The following is an 18,686-nucleotide window of genomic DNA, read 5'->3' as shown; positions in this document are numbered from 1 at the left end:
GTGTGATGCGCAGCTCGAATAACTTTTAGCATTAAAGGGATACTTTATTTGTGACAACATCATTTGTCATAAAAATGTTAATAAAAACATATTTTACGATATGCATATCTTCGGGGTGAGGTGGTAAGTTGGATATATTGCTTAGTTTAGTAAAAACACCAGCAGTAATAATTGCCATTGTGGCATTTTTAGGTTTACTCTTTCAAAAAGCATCTGTTTCTCGTTTAATTACCGGTACTTTCCTCTCTTTTATCGGGTTTACGATGATAAAAGTCGGTGGCAGTATTTTAATGAAGGTACTTACGGCATTCAGCACACTATTTTCCAGTGCATTTAATATTGTCGGTGTCGTACCCAGTAATGAAGCTATCATGGCGGCAACAATTGATAAAATTGGTGCAACAGCAGCACTTATTCTGCTATTTTCTATGATACTCAACATTCTGTTGGCAAGGTTTACCCGGTTCAAATTTATCTATTTATCATTACACCTTGTTTTATTTATGGCTTTTGCATTGACTGCCGTGCTTATGCAACTGGGCTACAGCCATTATCCAATAGTTATTATCGCCACTATTATTATTGGTTTTTATATGGCCGTATCACCCTATATTCTTAGCCGATTCAGTCGTGAAATCATTGGTTCAAATGAGTATGCTATTTCCCATGCCGCAATTTCCTCTTACGTAATAGGCTCTTACATGGGGAAATGGTTCGGTAATAAAAACTCTGACACTGAAAACATTAAAATCAGTAATAAGTTTGATTTCCTGCGCGAACCCAATATTGCCACACTATTAACCATGTTAATTTTGTTATTGATATCTTGTATTTTTGCGACACAACCGCAGATTACAGATGCAATGAAATTGGTTTATGGGGCCGGTGCTGCTGATAAAAATGTGATTATCTTCATCTTGGAGCAGTCGGCTATTTTTACATGCGGACTCTATTTAGCTAAGGCTGGAGTTAATTTATTTACCGCTGAAATCGTCCCTGCCTTTAAAGGCTTCGCGCGAGTATTTGCACCAGGCTCTGTACCTGCCGTTGATGTTATGGTGCTATTTACCAAAGCACCTAATGCGACACTAATCGGATTTTTGATGAGTTTTTCCGTCGAGCTGGTTTGTATCCTTATCTTCCCATTTATTGGATTGCCCATTATCGTACCAGGCATTATGGCCAGTTTTATTACCGGCGGGGCAGCCGCTATTTTTGGCAATGCGACGGGGGGGTTCCGTGGAGCACTTATCGCCAGTGGTATTAACGGGCTGCTTTTATGCGTGCTACCAGCACTAACATTGCCTCTGTTCTCTCATTTGGGCGCTCAGGGGGTTACTTTCGCCGATCCAGACTTTACATTGTCTTCATTAATTCTAGATCACGTACTCCGACTGTTTAACTAAAGGTTAAGGCCGGTGATGCCGGCCTTTTATCTCAACAGAATACAGAGTGTTTTGGTCTTCGCGAAAACATATCGTTTTAATGAATAAAGAAAACATGCTTATAAAACAGTCCGTTTCCGCCGCCCTCTTTTTACCGCCGCCTTCGCCGGGGCTTTTATTACCGCAGGCGGAATAATCACCCCCGCCGGCATCTCCGGTTGTTCAATTGGGAAGACCGGTAGTGCCGCCAACAATCGTGAACCATAACCCTTAGTCAATAAACGCCGATCGTAAATAACGATCTCACCGTGGCATTGATTACTACGAATCAAACGACCAACCTGTTGGATCAGATTAAACGAGGCACTTGGCAAACTTTGCACTTCAAACGGATAACGTTTTAACGACTTCAGCCACTCCCCTTCAGTGAGAATTACCGGGCTATCAATCGGTGGGAACGAAATTTTGTGAATATGAACCTGGGTCAACAATTCACCTTTCAAATCCAACCCTTCAGCAAATGATTGCAGACCAATCAATACACTGGCAGTACCGTTATTGACCCGCTTACGGTGCTCTTCCACCAGTCGGTAACGGGGTTGGTCCCCCTGCACCAGTAGCATCAAACGCAGATCGGTCACATGGCTGAGAAAGGTTTGCATCGCCCGATGACTACTGAACAAAATCAACATTCCTTTATGCCGCCCACTGGCCTGCTGCGCACGGAAAAATTGTGCCATTTCAGCCAGATGTTCAGCTTCATGGGCCATAGTTGGCTCGAAGCGCATTTTGGGAATAATCAACTTCCCCTGTTCAATATGGTTAAACGGGGAGGACAGTGTTTCAAACCGGTCGCCGGCCTTCTCACTCAGGCCACTGAGCTCCTGCAAGCGGGCAAAGCTGTTGAGTGAACGTAATGTCGCTGAAGTCACAATCACATGGGGGACTTTACGCCATAACATTTTATCTAGCTGGTCACTGACACGGATGCCAACACAGTGGAAATAGAGGTGCGTTTGATTCTCGCGATAATCACGGGTTACCCATTTGGATATCGGCGCATTCGAGGCTTTTTCCATTGCCGCGAGCCGCCAAAGTTTGCTCATGGCCTCCAGATAACCCAGTGTACGGCTCATTTGCAGGATGGCGCGATGCAGACGCACAATATCGTGCTTACCGGTTTGCTCACTCAAATCGTTCAGTACAAATTCGACCAAACCGCGCAAAGCATCGGTCAGCTTGAATAATTTGGCGCAATCTTCTGTCAAACTCCCCGGTAACTCACCCATTTCAAAACGGTACACCGCCGGATTGGCATCGGCAGGAAGCAGCTGACTGACTTGTTGTTCCACACTCAACATCAGCTCGCGCAACTGCTCGCAATGGTCTTTCAAGCGCTCTGGATTCGCTAAACCAGGCGGATTTTTAGGCCGGTATTGCACCATGCATTGATCCACCAGCCGCACAATCATATCCAACTGCATATTGGCAAAGAACGCGGTGATCTCACCTTCAATTTCTAGCGCATCGCGCGCTACATCAGGCAAATGGTGGCCTTCATCCAATACCAACAGTAATTCTTTCGGATTGGGTAGCACCGATTCAGTTTCCAATGCAGCCATCACTAATGCATGGTTGGCGACCACAACATCGGCACTTTCGATTTCTTTGCGCGCAATAAAGAACGGACACTCACGAAAATAATGGCAGTTACGCCCAAGGCAATTAGCCTTATCGGTACTCAATTTAGTCCACAGGCTATCACTAAGCGCCAACTGATGATGGTCACGCAGCCCGTCCCAGACATGGCTGCTCAGTAGCTTAGACAGCGTCAGACAAGTCGCTTGTTCCTCACCATTGGCGGGGGCCAATTCATCGCCGAGAAACAGCGATAAATCCCCTTGGCCAGAAACATCCGTACACATAGCCGCCAGATTACGTGGACACACATATCGCCCACGCCCGAAAGCACCGGTAAATTTAAGATCGGGAATAATTTTCTTCAATAGCGGCAAGTCTTTACTGTAAATCTGATCCTGTAGCGCCACATTAGCAGTGCTCACCACCAGTGGTTTGCTTTCTGCTCGGCTGACTGCAATGCCAGGGATCAGATAAGACAGCGTTTTGCCAACACCGGTCGGTGCCTCAATAGCCAAATGACGGCCAGCATCACCGGCCAGCGTTTTCGCCACTTCGGCGATCATCTGGCGCTGCGGTGCCCGGGAGATAAAGTCCGGGATCTGCTGCTGGAGAGCCTTATACCACTGACTGATTTGTTCTTTTACTGCCGGGGACAACGCCATGCATATCTTATCTAAACTGAGTGTTGCCCTATTGTCCCACACCACAACGCTGGCGTCAGCCCGAAAGCACCGCCGTAGTAGCTGAAATCCTCTGACCTGGCAAATCACCGCGTGCTGAAATTTACGCAATGTCGCAGTTATTTATGATTTGTCATAAATATATCACACAGATGCGGTAAAAATTCTGCGCTGGCCGAATTCAGATAGATATTGAATACAGCAAAAAAATCTTCTACTCGCGTCTTTTTAAATAAGAGAAACAGGGCAAAAATATGAAACGTAATCTTCTGGCAATCCTGGTACCGGCTTTATTAGTTGCCACTACGTCACATGCAGCAGAAATTTATAACAAGGACGGTAATAAACTTGATTTATACGGAAAAGTCAAAGCACTGCATTACTTTTCTGATAATAATAAAAGTGACGGCGATAAATCTTACGTGCGTTTTGGTTTTAAAGGTGCCACCCAAATTACTGACCAACTGTCCGGTTATGGCCAGTGGGAATATAACATTGCCGCTAACTACGCAGAAAGCCAGGAAACAAAAGACAATAAAACACGTTTAGCTTTTGCTGGTTTACGTTACGGCAAATTAGGTTCAATCGATTATGGCCGTAACTACGGTGTGTTATATGACGTGGCAGCCTGGACCGATATGTTGCCTGAGTTCGGTAACGACAGCTACACCAGAACCGATAACTTCATGACCGGTCGTACTACCGGTGTGGCTACTTATCGCAACACTGATTTCTTCGGTCTGGTTGATGGGCTGAAATTCTCGCTACAATACCAAGGCAAAAACGGCAGCGAAGCTGATAGCAATAACGGCCGCGCAGATGCCACCAAACAAAATGGCGACGGTTTCGGTTTGTCTTCCAGTTATGAAATTGGTGCTGGCGTGAGCGTGGCTGCTGCATATGCTTCTTCTAACCGAACTACGGCGCAGAAGAACGGCAACTTTGGTAAAGGCGATAAAGCTGATGCCTGGACAACGGGTCTGAAATATGATGACAACGGTGTTTATTTGGCCGCAACCTATGCTGAAACCCGTAATATGACCCCTATCTCAGGTACGGCAACCATTAATAATGTGTCAACTGGTGTAAGTGGTTTTGCTAATAAAACTCAAAACGTAGAATTAGTGGCACAATATTTATTTGATTTCGGTTTGAAACCATCGCTGGCGTATGTTCAATCTAAAGGGAAAGATATCGAAGGGATCGGTGATACTGATCTGGTTAAATATGTTGATATCGGTGCGTCTTATTACTTCAATAAAAACATGTCCACCTATGTTGATTATAAAATTAACCAGTTGAGTGATGATAATAAACTGAAACTGAATACTGACAACGTTGTTGCGGTCGGTTTGGTTTATCAGTTCTAAATTTTTCGCCTTAGTATGACCCTCATTAATTTACTGTTTGAATGCTTCATTGTGAATTTATTACCTGTTATTACGCCGGGATAACTCCCGGCTTTTTTTTGTTATTTATACCCTAATTAACTATTCACTTTGCTGAGTAGTCACGGCCAATAACCAGGTATCTCGCCGCGCTTCAGTTACCGCCCCTTTGCGCTTCGCCCCTTCCTTACTCGGCATAACAGTAAAGTCGGCTTGTTTGATCCACCGCTGATAGCGATTCTCGCCTAGCGCTTTATCTGCCTGAACCATCAGTGGTACCAACCGCACTCCCATGTGATCAAGACTGCGATAGGGCCACTTTGTCTGTTCATCAGAATAAGGAGCCATAAAATCAAGCGCTTTAATCAAACTACTGCCATTAGGTGTTTGATAACGCCACAAGTCGATTTGCACTTTATCCGCCAACTGTGCCATCAACGTCGCCGCCTGCAAACTGAAATAACTGTAATGAAAAGAACGGGTCCGCGCCAATTCCAGGGGTTGCGAGCCTTCCGCAGCGAGTTGAGTATCCAGTTTGGTTTTCAATAATTCAGCCATCTCGCTAACCCGTTGTGGTTGTTGCAAATACCAGGCAATTCCAGCCACCTGGACTGTGTACCAGCTACCGTGATTATTCTGCGCCGCCGCCTCTTTTTTACCTGCCGGGCTGTGCTGTAGCCAGTGTAAGTATTCCGTCATCCACTGTTGCATCTGCTTTTCATCTTGCGCCGTCCAACGTTTATTCTGCCGCAACATAATCAGTGAATCGACAATACGAGTGGCAAAGTAGCGCCCATCCAAAACACCGGTGCCACGTCCCGCAGCAATACCCGGCACGCCCTGAGCATAATCGAGGTTCGGGTTCATGCGCGTTTGCGGGTTGATAAACCAGGTTCGAATCATGCTAATCGCTTTATCAGCATATTTCTGCTGGCCAGAAAAATACCAGGCCAGCGTCAACGCCTGTACCTGAGCGGTAAAATCAGCCAGACGCACCCCGTCGCTATCCGCATTTTTACTGGCCGGATTTATCTGTCCATCTTTGCGCATCCAAGGTAACCCATCACTTTTTTGGCTATCAGGCCACCAGTAGGCACTAAGACTGAGATAATCATGTTTCGAACCACTGGGCGGCACAATACTCTTGTCAGTGACACTTTGATCTGGCCGTTGCAGCGCTTTATCCGCCTGCTGTAATAACTGCTGGTAAGCCCGTATGGTCTCCTTTGGCGCCTGGTTTTGCGCAATACTCTGCTGGTTATGCTGCAATTCGCTGGCAGACCAAAAAGCATAGTCACTGTTTAGCGAATTACTCTGCGCTGCATCGGCAAACGGGATTGCAAGCAAAATAAATAGCACCATCAAACCGGCGTATCTCCGCACCGGATTTAGTGTTCGAAAATCAAACCGGCGAGTGATTGGCAAAGCTGTTGATGTCATAAGTAATTCACCTTATCTGATAATTAACAATATAAGCATCGGATTTTATGCATCATGCCTGAAGCAACCTTAGCTTGCATGGGAAGCACCGAAACTATCAGTTGTTTATTAACTCATCAGTTATTATATTCAAGAATAACTCACTGTTTTTGCGTAAATTTCAGACGAAAAATTAAAACGTAAAAAAATGATAAAAACCTTTGCTAACGGCAGCTATTCTCATGTTTACTGATACCTCGATGTTTCACCGCTCCCTTTATTATTGAATAATTATGCTTAAGCAAAATAGCCGTAATCTGTGGTTGCTGGTTGGTTCACTTTTCACTTTATACTTCGTTTGGGGTTCGACTTACCTGGTCATACGTATCGGGGTAGAGAGCTGGCCCCCATTGATGATGGCTGGCTTACGTTACCTGATTGCGGGTGTACTGCTGTTCAGCTTTTTAGCCATTCGTGGTCACGCCCTGCCCACATTCCGCCAATGGCTGGGCGCCAGTGCGATAGGTATCTTATTATTGGCTATCGGTAATGGGCTGGTTACCATCGCCGAACATCAACATGTTCCCTCAGGGATTGCCGCCGTTATGGTGGCGACTGTTCCACTATTCACTTTGTGTTTCAGCATGTTATGGGGGATGCGTAACACAAAACTGGAATGGTCGGGGATTGCTCTCGGGTTGGTAGGTATCATCTTGCTCAATACTGGTAGCAACTTATTAGGTAATCCGGTGGGGGCAATGCTGATATTATTGGCCTCAGCCAGTTGGGCATTTGGCTCGGTCTGGGCTTCACGGCTGGCGCTCCCCAGTGGTGCCATGTCCGGTGCCGCACAGATGCTGGTTGCAGGTGTGGTGTTGTTGCTTGCCAGTACGCTAAGTGGTGAACAACTGGAACAAATGCCGACCATGGGTGGCATTCTCTCGTTACTTTACCTGATTGTTTTCGGCTCAATGCTCGCCATTAGCGCTTATATGTTCTTGCTAAAAAATGTGCGCCCGGCGGTCGCCACCAGTTATGCCTATGTGAACCCGGTTGTTGCGGTGTTGCTCGGTATTGGCTTTGCCGGTGAAAGTTTATCAACCACTGAATGGTGTGCATTAGCCGTGATTGTTTCTGCGGTAATATTGGTCACATTGGGGAAATTTCTGTTTAAGCCTCGTTAAGCTGCAACCGCCGGCGTGTTTATTTTATCCAGAATATAAATGCATCAACCATGTAACATGGTTGTTTCATTCAGTGAACAGATTATAATTCCCTCTGTTTCGATAAAAAGTGAAAAAATTATGCTAAGAAAAGCACTCATTATCCTGATTGCGATAATGGCACTGAGTTCATTAGGTGGCGTTTTTCTCGCCGGGTTGAACATCTATACCCGTTCAACCACCCCACATGAAACTGAAACGACCGAATCCTCCCCACTGTCTGATATTGGCCCTGCGGGCTTATCCAACAATGGTCAGGAATCACCGTAAGCGCCCATCCAATCGCGGCATCGTTGTTGCAAAAAAGTCTGTAAACCCCTGACCCGCTCTGATACCTGCGAGCGGTGGGGGCACAATAGATTTAAGGGTAAGACTTCGCCCTGCCAGCTTGGCAATACCTGAACCAAACGCCCTGACCGGATATCATCGACTACATCAATAGCAGCCTTATTGGCAATACCCAACCCCGCCAGTGCCCAACGTCGCGCTATCTCACCATCATCACTGACGTATTCACCGGACATCGTCACCTCTTGTTCTTCCCCCTGTCGCATTAACCGCCATTGGTTATAAAGTCGACCATTGCGCTGATATAACACCGAATGATGGTCGGCCAATTGAGCCGGTGTCTGCGGCACGCCGTAACGGGCAAGATAGGCAGGGCTGGCACATAACATACGCCGATGTTGAGTTAGAACGGGCAATGCCACCAAACTGGAATCGGTAGGCACCCCGAAACGCAAAGCAATATCTACCGGTTCGCGGAAAAGGTCGGCGTGGCGGTCGTTGAGTAACAAATGCAATTGAATATGCGGATGTTGTTGTTTGAAATCATTCAGCCAATCGACTAATAAGTTACGGCCAAAGTCTGAAGGGGCTGAAAGTTGTAATACTCCAGATAAGCCCGTCATTTTTTTCTGAATTGCCTGTTCTCCCTCAACTAATGCCCCTAACGCAATACGTGCACTATCAAGATAGCTGGCCCCTGCTTCTGTTAGGCGCAAACTGCGGGTTGAGCGGACCAACAAGCGCACACCCAATTGAGACTCCAGGCGTTTTACCGCAATACTGGCTGCTGCGGGTGTGATATTGAGCCGACGAGCAGCCTCAGACAAACTACCGCAATCAACCGTTCGAACAAAAACATCCAGATCACTAAATGAGATCATTAGTAAATTTCCTTTACAGGTGATTGTCTTTTTAGTCGATTGTTAGACAACTTTCAATAGATGACTATAGATGAAGAGTGAAACCCTTATTTAAATACAGGACTCATTATGGACATCACAACGTTATCTCAGCATCAATTCAGTTCTCCACTCAATCAACAAAAACTGGTTATTCTTGGAGGCAACAGTGGTATTGGCGCAGCCGTGGCTTATGCCGCCATCAGTCGAGGTGCCAAAGTCGTCTTAGTTTCGCGCCGTTCGGCAGGCTCACAATCTGTCGATCACGATAGTGCTATGTTGCGCTTATCTGCTGATATGACTGATGCAGAATCACTCAAGCGTCTGTTTGCACAGGTCGGAACCTTTGATCACTTGGTTATTACCGCCGGGCCTGCGGTGCAAGCACACGCTTTGGCAGACACCTCTTTAAGCGAAGCTCAGGAAAATTTTGATGTAAAACTGTGGGGAGCACTGCGGGCGATACAATCAGCGTTACCTTATCTGCACGAACAGGGTTCGATAACCCTGACGTCAGGTTTGTTGTCACGTAAGTTTGTCAGCGGCCAGTTCATCAAAACAGCTATTAATGCTGCATTGGAAGCAATCGGTAAGCAGTTAGCCAAAGAACTGGCCCCACGACGGGTCAATGTGATCAGCCCAGGCGTAACCGCGACTGAAGCTTATAATAGTATGAGTAATGAGCAGCGACAGGCTATGTTTACAAAAATGGCAGCCTCACTACCTGTCGGTCGAGTCGGCCAACCGGTTGATATTGCGGGTGCCTTTGTGTTATTGCTGGAAAACAGTTTTATGACCGGTAGCGTGATTGATGTTGAAGGTGGCGGCTTGTTGTAATTGATATCACTTAGTTTTTCTATTGAGCCATACACGGGGCAATGACTGCCTCGTGTACTGCACAGTAAAGTGCTTATCTCAGCGATTGCTTCAGCAGAAGATTGGCTTGTTTACTCACACCAATAACACTTCTTATCAAAGTGTTATTACTCCGGCTGAGAACGCTTTTTCTTGCATCCTTCTAATTACGTCATAAGCCGAAATTGGTAAAACACTAAATGATTTTATTAATAACCTATCTTTGGCAGACGCGGCTTCAGGAGAATTAACGGTAGCCGTAATAGCCTGGCGGATCTGGGTAAGCTGTTGTGCTGAAGTTGACAATGAAGTGATAAGTGGCAGGCCAGGAGCCGCGTCGGTTTGCGCTATTATTTTTAATCCGGCAACGGCTGAGGGATTGGCTCGCTGTAATAGTGCAAAACTGACACAATCTATTGCGGCAATATCGGCCTGTCGCTGTTGGATCATCGAGATCGAATGGTAATGCCCGCCAGAGGCCAAACTGTGAGAAAAAAAATGCCCATTGATCGCCAATGGTGCAATTAAAGCACGCAGTGCATTGTATCCAGACTGAGAATCCATACTGTTATAGGCAACTATTCTATGGCGAAAATCTGCCAGTTGTTGGCCTTTTTCATCAGCACGGACCACAACCAAACTACGGTAATATTCCCCCGAACAGTAAGGTGATTGATAGCTAAATACCCCAATCAATTGCACCTGCTGTTGCAATAACGTCACCAGAGGAAAACCGCAGGTTTGGCTCAACAGCAAATTAGGATCACGCCAATGTTGCAGTAAATCAGTAGGCCAGATGAGTTGATCACTTATCCCTGTAGCACCATCTATCCCTATAACCCCATGACGGTGCAGTTGTTGCGATAATAACCGCCAAAAAGGCAAAACATCCTGCGGCTCGACACCATACATAGGAAGTGAAATTAGCATAGGCACCTGTTACTAATCAGAGCGCAAAACAGCCAAAACATTAATCGTGCCGGTCTATCGGAAGAGATTGTAATTCCCGCCAACGTGACAGCCGCCTGGCCCAACGAGCAAAAATCATATCCGTAATAATAGCCAATAGTGCGACCACAACCGCCCCCTGAATAACGTAAGCCGTATTAAAACCGCTAAGTCCGATAATGATCGGAGAACCCAAGGTTTTCGTCCCAACGGTTGACGCTATTGCGGCAGTACCTATATTGATAATGACCGAGGTTCGGATACCTGCAACGATAATAGGTGCTGCCAGTGGCAATTCAACCTGCCACAAAATCTGCCTGGCACTCATTCCCACCCCTTCTGCCACCTCATGAATGCCGCGGGAGACAGACTCGATACCGGTGATAGTTCCTTGTAAAATCGGCAATAAACCATAAAGCACCAAAGCGATAATGGCGGGTTTCTCACTAAATCCCATCACCGGTACGGCAATAGCCAGCACCGCTACCGGTGGAAAAGTCTGCCCCACAGCAACAACGGTTTCCACCACTGAACGAAACTCTTTCCCCATGGGACGTGTCACAGCAATACCCGCACTCACTCCTATCAAAACAGCGATAACACTGGAAACCAGCACCAATAAGACATGAGCAACCACTAGTGACCAGAATGTATCTTGCAGGTAGACAGGCCGATCGAGATCAGGAAATAACGCGGCAAAGAAACCGTGTAGAGAGGTCATACCAAAAACCAAACCGGTCAACAGCAGCAGCGCCCAGCACAGAGGGTCTTTTAGCCAACGCAGTACATCGGATACTACCCATTTAAACGCTTTCTTTGTTGGCTTATAAGTATGAGCCGTATCACGGGTATGAGCGGTATCAGGTTTCACACGCTCCCCTTATCTGCCACCAAATCAGCAAAATAAAGTACACCTAGTGATTGCCCATATTCATCGGCCACCGGCAGTTTATCGGTCTGACGAGAAACAAACAGGGAAAGCGCCTCGCGCAGGCTGGTAGTACCGAGAATCGGCGGCCCTATCAACGTTTCACCGCGCCTGACCCGTTGTTCAGCCCACCCCAGTGATAACAGCTTAATTCCGAGATCACTACGACCAAAAAAATCACGAACAAAATCATTGGCGGGTTGAGTTAGCATTTCAAGAGGCGTTCCCTGCTGAATGACTCGGCCTTCATCCAACAGAACTATGCGATCAGCCAGACTCAACGCCTCATCAATATCATGAGTCACCAGCACGATAGTCCGACCCGATAATTGATGAATACGGGTAATTTCAAACTGGAGTGCCGAGCGCGTCACGGGGTCTAACGCCCCAAAGGGCTCATCCATCAATAAGACTTCAGGATCTGCTGCCAAGGCGCGAGCGACACCGACACGCTGTTGCTGCCCACCAGACAATTGATGAGGATAGCGGTGGAGAAATTGTTCTGGTTCAAGATGCAGTAGCTCAAGTAATTCGATGACGCGTTGGAGAATACGGTCCTGGGGCCATTTCAACAACTGTGGCACAGTGGCAATATTGCGCTCCACCGTCCAGTGTGGAAATAAACCTATCGATTGGATGGCATATCCCATCCGCCGCCGAATATCTTCAGGTTTATAGTTACGAATTTCTTCACCAGCAAAATGAATCTCCCCCTCATCATGTTCAATAAGGCGGTTAATCATTTTTAGTGTGGTCGATTTACCGGAGCCAGAGGTACCGATGAGTACAGTAAACTCACCCTTGGCTATCTGCAACGTCAGATTATCGACCGCTCGTTTACCGGCAAAATATTTACTTACCTGATGGAAATGAATCATCGACGTGAAGTATCCATAAAAATAACCATAAATTTAAACAGCGAATCAACCACAACCGCCATCACAATCACGGGGATAACGCCAAGCAGCACGAGATCCAATGCGCTACTAAGCAAACCTTGGAACACAATCGCGCCTAACCCACCCGCACCAATCAATGCAGCCACTACAGCCAGCCCTACTGTTTGTACCGCGACAATGCGGATACCGGATAAGATAAGTGGCATCGCAATAGGTATTTGCACCTGAAAGAACAACTGGCTGCGAGTCATCCCCATACCTCGGGCCGACTCGACAACACTGTCAGGCACCGACTCTAGCCCTGCGACCACATTGCGCACTAATGGCAACAATGCATAAAGCACCAACGCGACAATAGCCGGGGCCAGACCGATACCGCTGACACCATGCTCTGCCAACCAGGGGAGAGCCGCAGCCAGCCCCGCTAAAGGCGCAATTAGCAGGCCAAATAAGGCAATAGATGGAATGGTTTGAATAATATTCAATGTCGAAAAAATGGTGCTTTGAAAATGACGAGAACGAAAACAGAGTAAGCCGAGTGGGATCCCCAAAAGGATGGCGGGTATCAATGTTGCGAGTAAAATCTGAAGATGTTGCCATAGCGCATCATTAAATACGTCTTGCCGGTTAACGTACTCTTTCATTAACGATAGTTGATCCAACTGCCCCATCATGAGCAATATCACTACCGGCAGAAGCAGTAAGACATTAGCCACACTGCGCCACACAGGGTTAACAATGGCACGAGATAAGCTATCGACGGCAATCAATAGACTCATCCCACTCATCAGCCAGAACCCTCCACCTAATGAGGTACGTGCCAGACTCTCGCCACCTCCGGCAAGCTGTATGGCGGTCGTGCCAGCCAATAACAACAAACCCAAAAGCAGCAACTCGGCAAATAATACTGTTAGCCAATACAGCACGATATTTTGTTTTAAGAACGCAAAAATAAGCAGGATCAGAATAGGAATTAGCACCGCCCCATTTGATCCACTTATCAGCGATAACAACGAGATCCCTTGCCCGGAAATCAATCGGTTAGGTGCATGGCTCACAAAAGACAGCCCAGCACCTGATAAAACCAATAAAATAGCCAGTACTAGCAGGACCCGGTTTTTGACAGCCATAAAAATCCATCTCCATGACAGGTAACCTTTGTTGTAATAACGAGTGACCTGTTTCTTTGATAGCGCTATAAACCAGGTGCCTACAGCGCCATCTCTGACACCCACCACTATCCTTTAACAAACCCTTTTTCTTTCAGATAATTAGCTGCCACTTTTTTCGCATCCTGACCTTCAACCGCAATACGGGCATTCAGTTTTTGTAGCGTCGGCCCATCAAGGGTAGCAAATACAGGATTGAGTAAAGCAGGTATCGTTGGATGCGCTTTCAGTGTGGCCTCACGAATGATCGGCGTCGGCGCATAAATAGGTTGCACACCCTTAGTGTCTTCGAGTGTTTGTAAGCCTAAAGCAGCAACCGGGCCATCAGTGCCATACGCCATGGCAGCATTAACACCAGAGGTCTGTTCTGCCGCAGCTTTAATCGTCACCGCAGTGTCACCACCGGCTAATGATAACAATTGGTCTTGATTCAATTTAAAGCCGTAAGCTTGCTGGAAAGCAGGCAAGGCATCTGGCCGTTCAATAAACTCGGCGGAGGCCGCTAATTTGAATTTACCACCAGCATTAATCCATTTGCCCAAATCCTCCAGCGTTTTCAAGTTATTCGCTTGGGCTAAATCCTGGCGTACTGCAATGGTCCATGTATTGTTCGCTGGAGCAGGTGAGAGCCACACCAGTTTGTTCTTCTCGTAATCTAACGCTTTGACTTTTTCATAGCCTGCTTTCGCATTTTTCCAAGCGGGATCTTTTTCATCCGAGAAGAAAAAAGCCCCATTACCGGTATATTCAGGGTAAATATCAATCTCACCCGCAGTGATAGCACCACGCACTACTTTGGTGGTGCCCAACTGTGATTTATTGGTGGTTTTTATCCCGTTAGCATCCAGTACCTGCACAATAATATTGCCCAGCAATGAGCCTTCAGTATCAATTTTTGAGCCAACTCGGACAGTATCTGCGGCCTGTGATATACCGGTTGATGCCGTTAGCACCATTGCCGCCAATGCAAAAATCCGTCCACGGGTTAGGGTCATTGCCATGCTTACCTCTCATGTGCTCAAGGGTGAGTTAACGTTCATTCTTACATACTTGTAGTAGCTGCATGTTTACAGGGTGTGCGGCCAGGACATCTTTAACAGATGAGTAACCATATTAGATTTAGTCCAAAACAAACCAAATAACCAATTGATATTAAATATATTATTAGCGTTACATTAGGCTTATAGGTTTGTATCTATAATACGTAACAGTTTGATAGCTAAGTATTTAAGCTGTGTTGTAACAGCAAGATTTTCAGTTAAGATTACATGAAATACTGTATATAACAACAGCAATTTTCAAATAACAGAAGAGATCGCTAAGAATTTTTTCGCCTGAATCCATAGCCGTCCTAACCTCAGCGGGCTGATTTAGGTTGATTCAGAATGCTGGCTACTACTTTTAATCACACCATACCGCTCTTCTGCCGCAACAGTTTTATTCTCGCAATCGTAAAATGGGTGTACTTCTATTTCCAACGCAGTAAAAGCAAATGCGTCAAACCATTGAGTATAGCCGTTCACGACAAATTGCCCGCTGCGCTGCTGATATTGAACGCGGTTTTCCAGATAAATCTGGCGTAGCCCGTACCAAGGTAAGGCTGGTAAATCATGATGCACCAGGTGGTAATTGAGGTTTAGAAATAGCAGACGCCATGGCCATGCAGCTTCATTCAGGGCTGAGCGCGCCGAACTCTCTGGCGCTGCACGATGTTCAAAAAAAGATCTTACTTTAGTCAGACTAAGTGCCGGATAGCTAATCGCCAGTAGGTAGAAAACGGCAGAAATACCATAGCCTGCCATCCAGTGAAGTAACCCGTAAAGTAGCCCTAAATGAATCAGCCACATGAATATGGCCGAGCGATCGCCGGAAATAAAAGCCCGGGCTGCGCTGCGAAGGGTATTAATGATGTCCAGTGATGGCCCGATGGCTAGCCGCCCCACAAAGGTGTTACTCGCACGTATAATACATTTGAGTAATATGTGGAAGTATTGCCATTGTGTTGCCGTGTAGTAATAGCACTCTGGATCTTTTTCTGGGTGCGTCAAATCCTCATCGCGGTGATGTTGAATATGAGAATCACGATAAAGGCCATAGGGGTACCATACCGCCAGTGGCAAAGTTCCAAATAGCTGATTTACCCACCGCCAACGGGTTGGATGGCCGTGAATCAACTCATGTTGCAAAGACATATACCACGCACTCAACAAGATCAGCAGAACACTTCCCATCACTGGCCCTAATTGCTGCCAATGAATAACACCAACAAACCACCCAGTGTAAATGGCACCGATCAATATCCAAGTGGGGATCTCCAGACGCCATAGCCAAGAACGGGACAACTGCTTTACCCTTGCCCGTTGCTGCTCATTAAGATAATGAGCAGCAGTTGTCGCGTGATTATTACGTTTAGTGTCAGCAGTGGGCATATTTAAAACTCATACATGGCCTAATTCGGGCCAGTATCAGCTAAATGAGGCTCACCACTAACTAACTTAAGGTGCTATGTAAATCTGAGAATTAGATAACCTCTCTTCGCATTGACATTGTAGAAATTAAAAATGTTAGCTGTAGCAGAATAGTCAATCTGTTAAGACATTTACCCAGCATCGTTCCTCGGCAGAAACGGCAATAGCATCCAATACTTTCGATACTTTCCAACCTTCTTCAAAATCCGGCCACATACGGTCATCGGCAGCAATGCCGTTAATCAAATCGCGGATCTCAACCGTTTTTTGATCGTTAAATCCAATACCATGTCCTGCACTGACACAAAAAGCCGCATAGTCTGGATGCTGTGGCCCTGTAAGTAATGTTTTAAACCCTTGTCTGGCCTGTGGATCATCATGGCAATAGAGCTGTAATTCCGCCATGCGTTCTTGAGAATAACTGATCGCACCTTTAGTGCCGGTGATTACATATGTCAGCCCCATTTTACGGCCACAAGCAATCCGTGAAGTTTCTATGGTCCCCATAGCACCATTGCTAAAATGTACCAATGCGCTGGCTTGATCTTCATTCTCCACAGCAAGAAGCGATGAGGGATCTTTCGGGTCAGGGCGCCGTCTGATGATAGTTTGCATATCGCCACAGACACGGGTGATATCGCCGACCAGATAATGAGCCATATTAACAATGTGTGCGGCTAAATCCCCCAAGGCCCCCAGACCTGCCTGCGCCTTGGTACAATGCCAGTCCAAAGGTGTGAGTGGATCAGCCAGATAATCTTCATTATGAGTACCATAAAAATGCACGACCTCACCAATCTCACCGTTTGCAATAATTTCTCGCGCTAACTGACTCGTTGGATTTTTCATATAGTTGAAGCCTACCAACGTTTTTACCCCTTTTGCGCGTGCAGCATCGACCATTTCTTTAGCATCGGCAGCACTCAGCGCCAGTGGTTTTTCTGAATAAACATGTTTGCCGTGGCTAATTGCTGCTAGAGCCATCTCCTTATGCAAGAAATTTGGTGCACAAATATCCACCACATCAATATCAGGATCGGCAACCAGTTCGCGCCAATGGGAGGTAGATCGGGAAAAACCAAATTCTACCGCACGTTTTTGAGCCAATTCAGGAGTCACTTCTGCCAACATCTCTAATACTGGCTGGCCCTTGAGTGGAAAAACAGTCGCAACCTGCGCGTAAGCAATGGCATGGCAACGGCCGATATAACCAGTACCAATAAGGCCAATTCGAACTTTTTTCATTTTATTCCCCTTACCTGTTTATAAATTAAAGCCCCGATAAGGTAGCTTTACTTGCCACTGGTTATACGAAATTAAAATTTCACCATCAAGCCAATATGAAATTAAAGTTATTTTTTGCGAGGCGCTACGAAGAAAAGAGTCAAGCTAATGAAAGCTTACATAATCAGGATGCTTCTATCAGTACGCAGTTCACAGATTGAATTACAAATTCAATTAATTGATTATATATTTTCATTATGTAATTCATTGAATAATAAATTTCAATAAATGCGAAGCGTTACGCATCATGAGTCAGTCGGGGTTTCAATAGCGTAATTTCGTTATATAGTGGGCATCAAGATGAAGCGATAAATCCCATCGCTCCTTTATAATGTTGACAGGTAACTTGCTATGAACTCACCTTTTCTGGTTACAGCACAATGGCTGGCAGAACATGCTAATGATGCCGATATCGTTATTCTGGATGCCAGAATGTCACCGCCGGGATTGATACCTAAAAGAGACATTCAGGCTGAGTTCGAGCAAGGGCATATCCCGGGAGCCGTTTACTTTGATATTGATGAAATTGCAGACCACAGTACTGAATTGCCACATATGCTGCCATCGCCACAGGAATTCAGTGAGAGGGTTGGTCAATTAGGGGTAAGTGAGCAACATACTTTAGTGATTTATGACGACGGTAACCTGTTTTCCGCACCACGCGTTTGGTGGACGTTCCGTACTTTTGGTGCCAAAAATGTGCGTATATTGGCCGGTGGTATCAACGGATGGCGGCAAGCGGGCTATGCATTAGAAAGCGGCCAGGCAAAACCAACCCCGCAAGTGTTCAATGTGGCTTTCAATAATGCTGCGGTCAAAAACGTTGATGAGGTTGTCGCCGTGCTGGGAAATAGTGACGTACAAATTATAGATGCCCGGCCAGCCAACAGATTTAAAGCCCAAGAGCCTGAGCCTCGGCCTGGTCTGCGCCTTGGCCGTATCCCCGGCAGTATTAATGTCCCGTGGGGGAGCATGGTAGAAAATGGTAATTTGAAATCGCCACAAGCACTGGCAAGTATTTTTGCCGCTCAAGGCGTGGATTTAACCAAGCCCATTATTACCAGCTGTGGTTCTGGCGTAACAGCCGCAGTGGTGGCTCTGGGGCTGGCGGCATTAAACGCACCATCAGTATCACTCTATGATGGTTCTTGGGCGCAATGGGGGGCATTCGATTCACTGCCCATCGAGGATACTCGCCTCCCATAAGAGCCT

Annotated in this window: 16 protein-coding genes; 6 read left to right on the top strand and 10 right to left on the bottom strand. The window is 46.3% G+C overall.

Annotated elements, in window-relative coordinates:
* Positions 1-128: 128 nt before the first annotated feature.
* Entirely contained in the window at positions 129-1,406 is a 1,278-nt protein-coding gene (locus tag Q2T71_RS05880; protein WP_083159450.1) for a PTS ascorbate transporter subunit IIC, read from the top strand.
* 98 nt (positions 1,407-1,504) lie between these two features.
* On the opposite strand, the gene dinG is transcribed toward Q2T71_RS05880, so the two are convergent.
* Complete coding sequence (gene dinG / locus Q2T71_RS05875; RefSeq protein WP_372558413.1) at positions 1,505-3,688, bottom strand: ATP-dependent DNA helicase DinG; 2,184 nt, start codon at positions 3,686-3,688, stop codon at positions 1,505-1,507.
* 272 nt (positions 3,689-3,960) lie between these two features.
* Between dinG and ompF2 the strand changes: the two genes are divergently transcribed.
* The gene (ompF2, locus tag Q2T71_RS05870; RefSeq protein ID WP_372558412.1) at positions 3,961-5,076 is read left to right on the top strand and encodes a porin OmpF2; all 1,116 of its coding nucleotides are present in this window, start codon (positions 3,961-3,963) and stop codon (positions 5,074-5,076) included.
* 120 nt (positions 5,077-5,196) lie between these two features.
* On the opposite strand, the gene Q2T71_RS05865 is transcribed toward ompF2, so the two are convergent.
* Complete coding sequence (locus tag Q2T71_RS05865; protein WP_372558411.1) at positions 5,197-6,534, bottom strand: alginate lyase family protein; 1,338 nt, start codon at positions 6,532-6,534, stop codon at positions 5,197-5,199.
* Between the two features lie 272 nt (positions 6,535-6,806).
* Between Q2T71_RS05865 and yedA the strand changes: the two genes are divergently transcribed.
* Both yedA and Q2T71_RS05855 read left to right on the top strand, forming a co-directional pair.
* Entirely contained in the window at positions 6,807-7,697 is an 891-nt protein-coding gene (gene yedA, locus Q2T71_RS05860) for a drug/metabolite exporter YedA (protein WP_083159458.1), read from the top strand.
* Positions 7,698-7,817: 120 nt separating this feature from the next.
* Positions 7,818-8,006 carry a hypothetical protein gene (locus Q2T71_RS05855; protein ID WP_032815427.1) on the top strand — a complete coding sequence of 63 codons (189 nt, stop codon included), beginning with the start codon at positions 7,818-7,820 and terminating at the stop codon, positions 8,004-8,006.
* On the opposite strand, the gene Q2T71_RS05850 is transcribed toward Q2T71_RS05855, so the two are convergent.
* Positions 7,991-8,905: a LysR family transcriptional regulator gene (locus Q2T71_RS05850; protein ID WP_372558410.1), complete on the bottom strand. Its 915-nt coding sequence runs from the start codon at positions 8,903-8,905 to the stop codon at positions 7,991-7,993. The two genes, Q2T71_RS05855 and Q2T71_RS05850, sit on opposite strands and share 16 nt — an antisense overlap.
* A 108-nt stretch (positions 8,906-9,013) precedes the next feature.
* On the opposite strand from Q2T71_RS05850, the gene Q2T71_RS05845 reads away from it, so the two are divergent.
* A complete protein-coding gene (locus Q2T71_RS05845; protein ID WP_372558409.1) occupies positions 9,014-9,760 on the top strand; it encodes an SDR family oxidoreductase in 747 nt (248 codons plus the stop codon).
* A 135-nt stretch (positions 9,761-9,895) separates the two neighbouring features.
* Here the strand turns inward: Q2T71_RS05845 and Q2T71_RS05840 are convergent, their stop codons facing one another.
* The 7 genes from Q2T71_RS05840 to Q2T71_RS05810 form a co-directional block, all read right to left on the bottom strand.
* Complete coding sequence (locus tag Q2T71_RS05840; RefSeq protein WP_372559850.1) at positions 9,896-10,690, bottom strand: phosphate/phosphite/phosphonate ABC transporter substrate-binding protein; 795 nt, start codon at positions 10,688-10,690, stop codon at positions 9,896-9,898.
* A gap of 58 nt (positions 10,691-10,748) precedes the next feature.
* On the bottom strand, positions 10,749-11,447 hold the full coding sequence (locus Q2T71_RS05835) for an ABC transporter permease (protein ID WP_372559849.1): 699 nt from the start codon (positions 11,445-11,447) through the stop codon (positions 10,749-10,751).
* A 146-nt stretch (positions 11,448-11,593) separates the two neighbouring features.
* Positions 11,594-12,532, bottom strand: coding sequence for an ABC transporter ATP-binding protein (locus Q2T71_RS05830; protein WP_372558408.1), 939 nt, complete (start codon positions 12,530-12,532; stop codon positions 11,594-11,596).
* Entirely contained in the window at positions 12,529-13,683 is a 1,155-nt protein-coding gene (locus tag Q2T71_RS05825) for an ABC transporter permease (RefSeq protein ID WP_372558407.1), read from the bottom strand. The genes Q2T71_RS05830 and Q2T71_RS05825 overlap by 4 nt, the downstream gene beginning before the upstream one ends.
* A gap of 107 nt (positions 13,684-13,790) precedes the next feature.
* The gene (locus Q2T71_RS05820) at positions 13,791-14,723 is read right to left on the bottom strand and encodes an ABC transporter substrate-binding protein (RefSeq protein WP_083159470.1); all 933 of its coding nucleotides are present in this window, start codon (positions 14,721-14,723) and stop codon (positions 13,791-13,793) included.
* A gap of 369 nt (positions 14,724-15,092) precedes the next feature.
* Entirely contained in the window at positions 15,093-16,151 is a 1,059-nt protein-coding gene (locus Q2T71_RS05815; RefSeq protein ID WP_372558406.1) for a fatty acid desaturase, read from the bottom strand.
* A gap of 153 nt (positions 16,152-16,304) precedes the next feature.
* Positions 16,305-17,435, bottom strand: coding sequence for a Gfo/Idh/MocA family protein (locus tag Q2T71_RS05810; RefSeq protein ID WP_372558405.1), 1,131 nt, complete (start codon positions 17,433-17,435; stop codon positions 16,305-16,307).
* Between the two features lie 390 nt (positions 17,436-17,825).
* Here Q2T71_RS05810 and sseA point away from each other — a divergent pair, with 390 nt between their 5' ends.
* Positions 17,826-18,680, top strand: coding sequence for a 3-mercaptopyruvate sulfurtransferase (gene sseA / locus Q2T71_RS05805; protein WP_372558404.1), 855 nt, complete (start codon positions 17,826-17,828; stop codon positions 18,678-18,680).
* The last annotated feature ends 6 nt before the right edge of the window (positions 18,681-18,686 follow it).

Source organism: Yersinia sp. 1652 StPb PI (genome assembly GCF_041538345.1).
GTDB lineage: Bacteria > Pseudomonadota > Gammaproteobacteria > Enterobacterales > Enterobacteriaceae > Yersinia > Yersinia enterocolitica_E.
This window is presented reverse-complemented; position numbering and strand designations above follow the sequence as displayed.

Coding starts and splice junctions, on each gene's coding strand:
- dinG (WP_372558413.1), bottom strand. CDS start 3,688: ATGGCGTTGTCCCCGGCAGTAAAAGAACAAATCAGTCAGTGGTATAAG.
- ompF2 (WP_372558412.1), top strand. CDS start 3,961: ATGAAACGTAATCTTCTGGCAATCCTGGTACCGGCTTTATTAGTTGCC.
- Q2T71_RS05865 (WP_372558411.1), bottom strand. CDS start 6,534: ATGACATCAACAGCTTTGCCAATCACTCGCCGGTTTGATTTTCGAACA.
- yedA (WP_083159458.1), top strand. CDS start 6,807: ATGCTTAAGCAAAATAGCCGTAATCTGTGGTTGCTGGTTGGTTCACTT.
- Q2T71_RS05855 (WP_032815427.1), top strand. CDS start 7,818: ATGCTAAGAAAAGCACTCATTATCCTGATTGCGATAATGGCACTGAGT.
- Q2T71_RS05850 (WP_372558410.1), bottom strand. CDS start 8,905: ATGATCTCATTTAGTGATCTGGATGTTTTTGTTCGAACGGTTGATTGC.
- Q2T71_RS05845 (WP_372558409.1), top strand. CDS start 9,014: ATGGACATCACAACGTTATCTCAGCATCAATTCAGTTCTCCACTCAAT.
- Q2T71_RS05840 (WP_372559850.1), bottom strand. CDS start 10,690: ATGTATGGTGTCGAGCCGCAGGATGTTTTGCCTTTTTGGCGGTTATTA.
- Q2T71_RS05835 (WP_372559849.1), bottom strand. CDS start 11,447: ATGACCTCTCTACACGGTTTCTTTGCCGCGTTATTTCCTGATCTCGAT.
- Q2T71_RS05830 (WP_372558408.1), bottom strand. CDS start 12,532: ATGATTCATTTCCATCAGGTAAGTAAATATTTTGCCGGTAAACGAGCG.
- Q2T71_RS05825 (WP_372558407.1), bottom strand. CDS start 13,683: ATGGCTGTCAAAAACCGGGTCCTGCTAGTACTGGCTATTTTATTGGTT.
- Q2T71_RS05820 (WP_083159470.1), bottom strand. CDS start 14,723: ATGGCAATGACCCTAACCCGTGGACGGATTTTTGCATTGGCGGCAATG.
- Q2T71_RS05815 (WP_372558406.1), bottom strand. CDS start 16,151: ATGCCCACTGCTGACACTAAACGTAATAATCACGCGACAACTGCTGCT.
- Q2T71_RS05810 (WP_372558405.1), bottom strand. CDS start 17,435: ATGAAAAAAGTTCGAATTGGCCTTATTGGTACTGGTTATATCGGCCGT.
- sseA (WP_372558404.1), top strand. CDS start 17,826: ATGAACTCACCTTTTCTGGTTACAGCACAATGGCTGGCAGAACATGCT.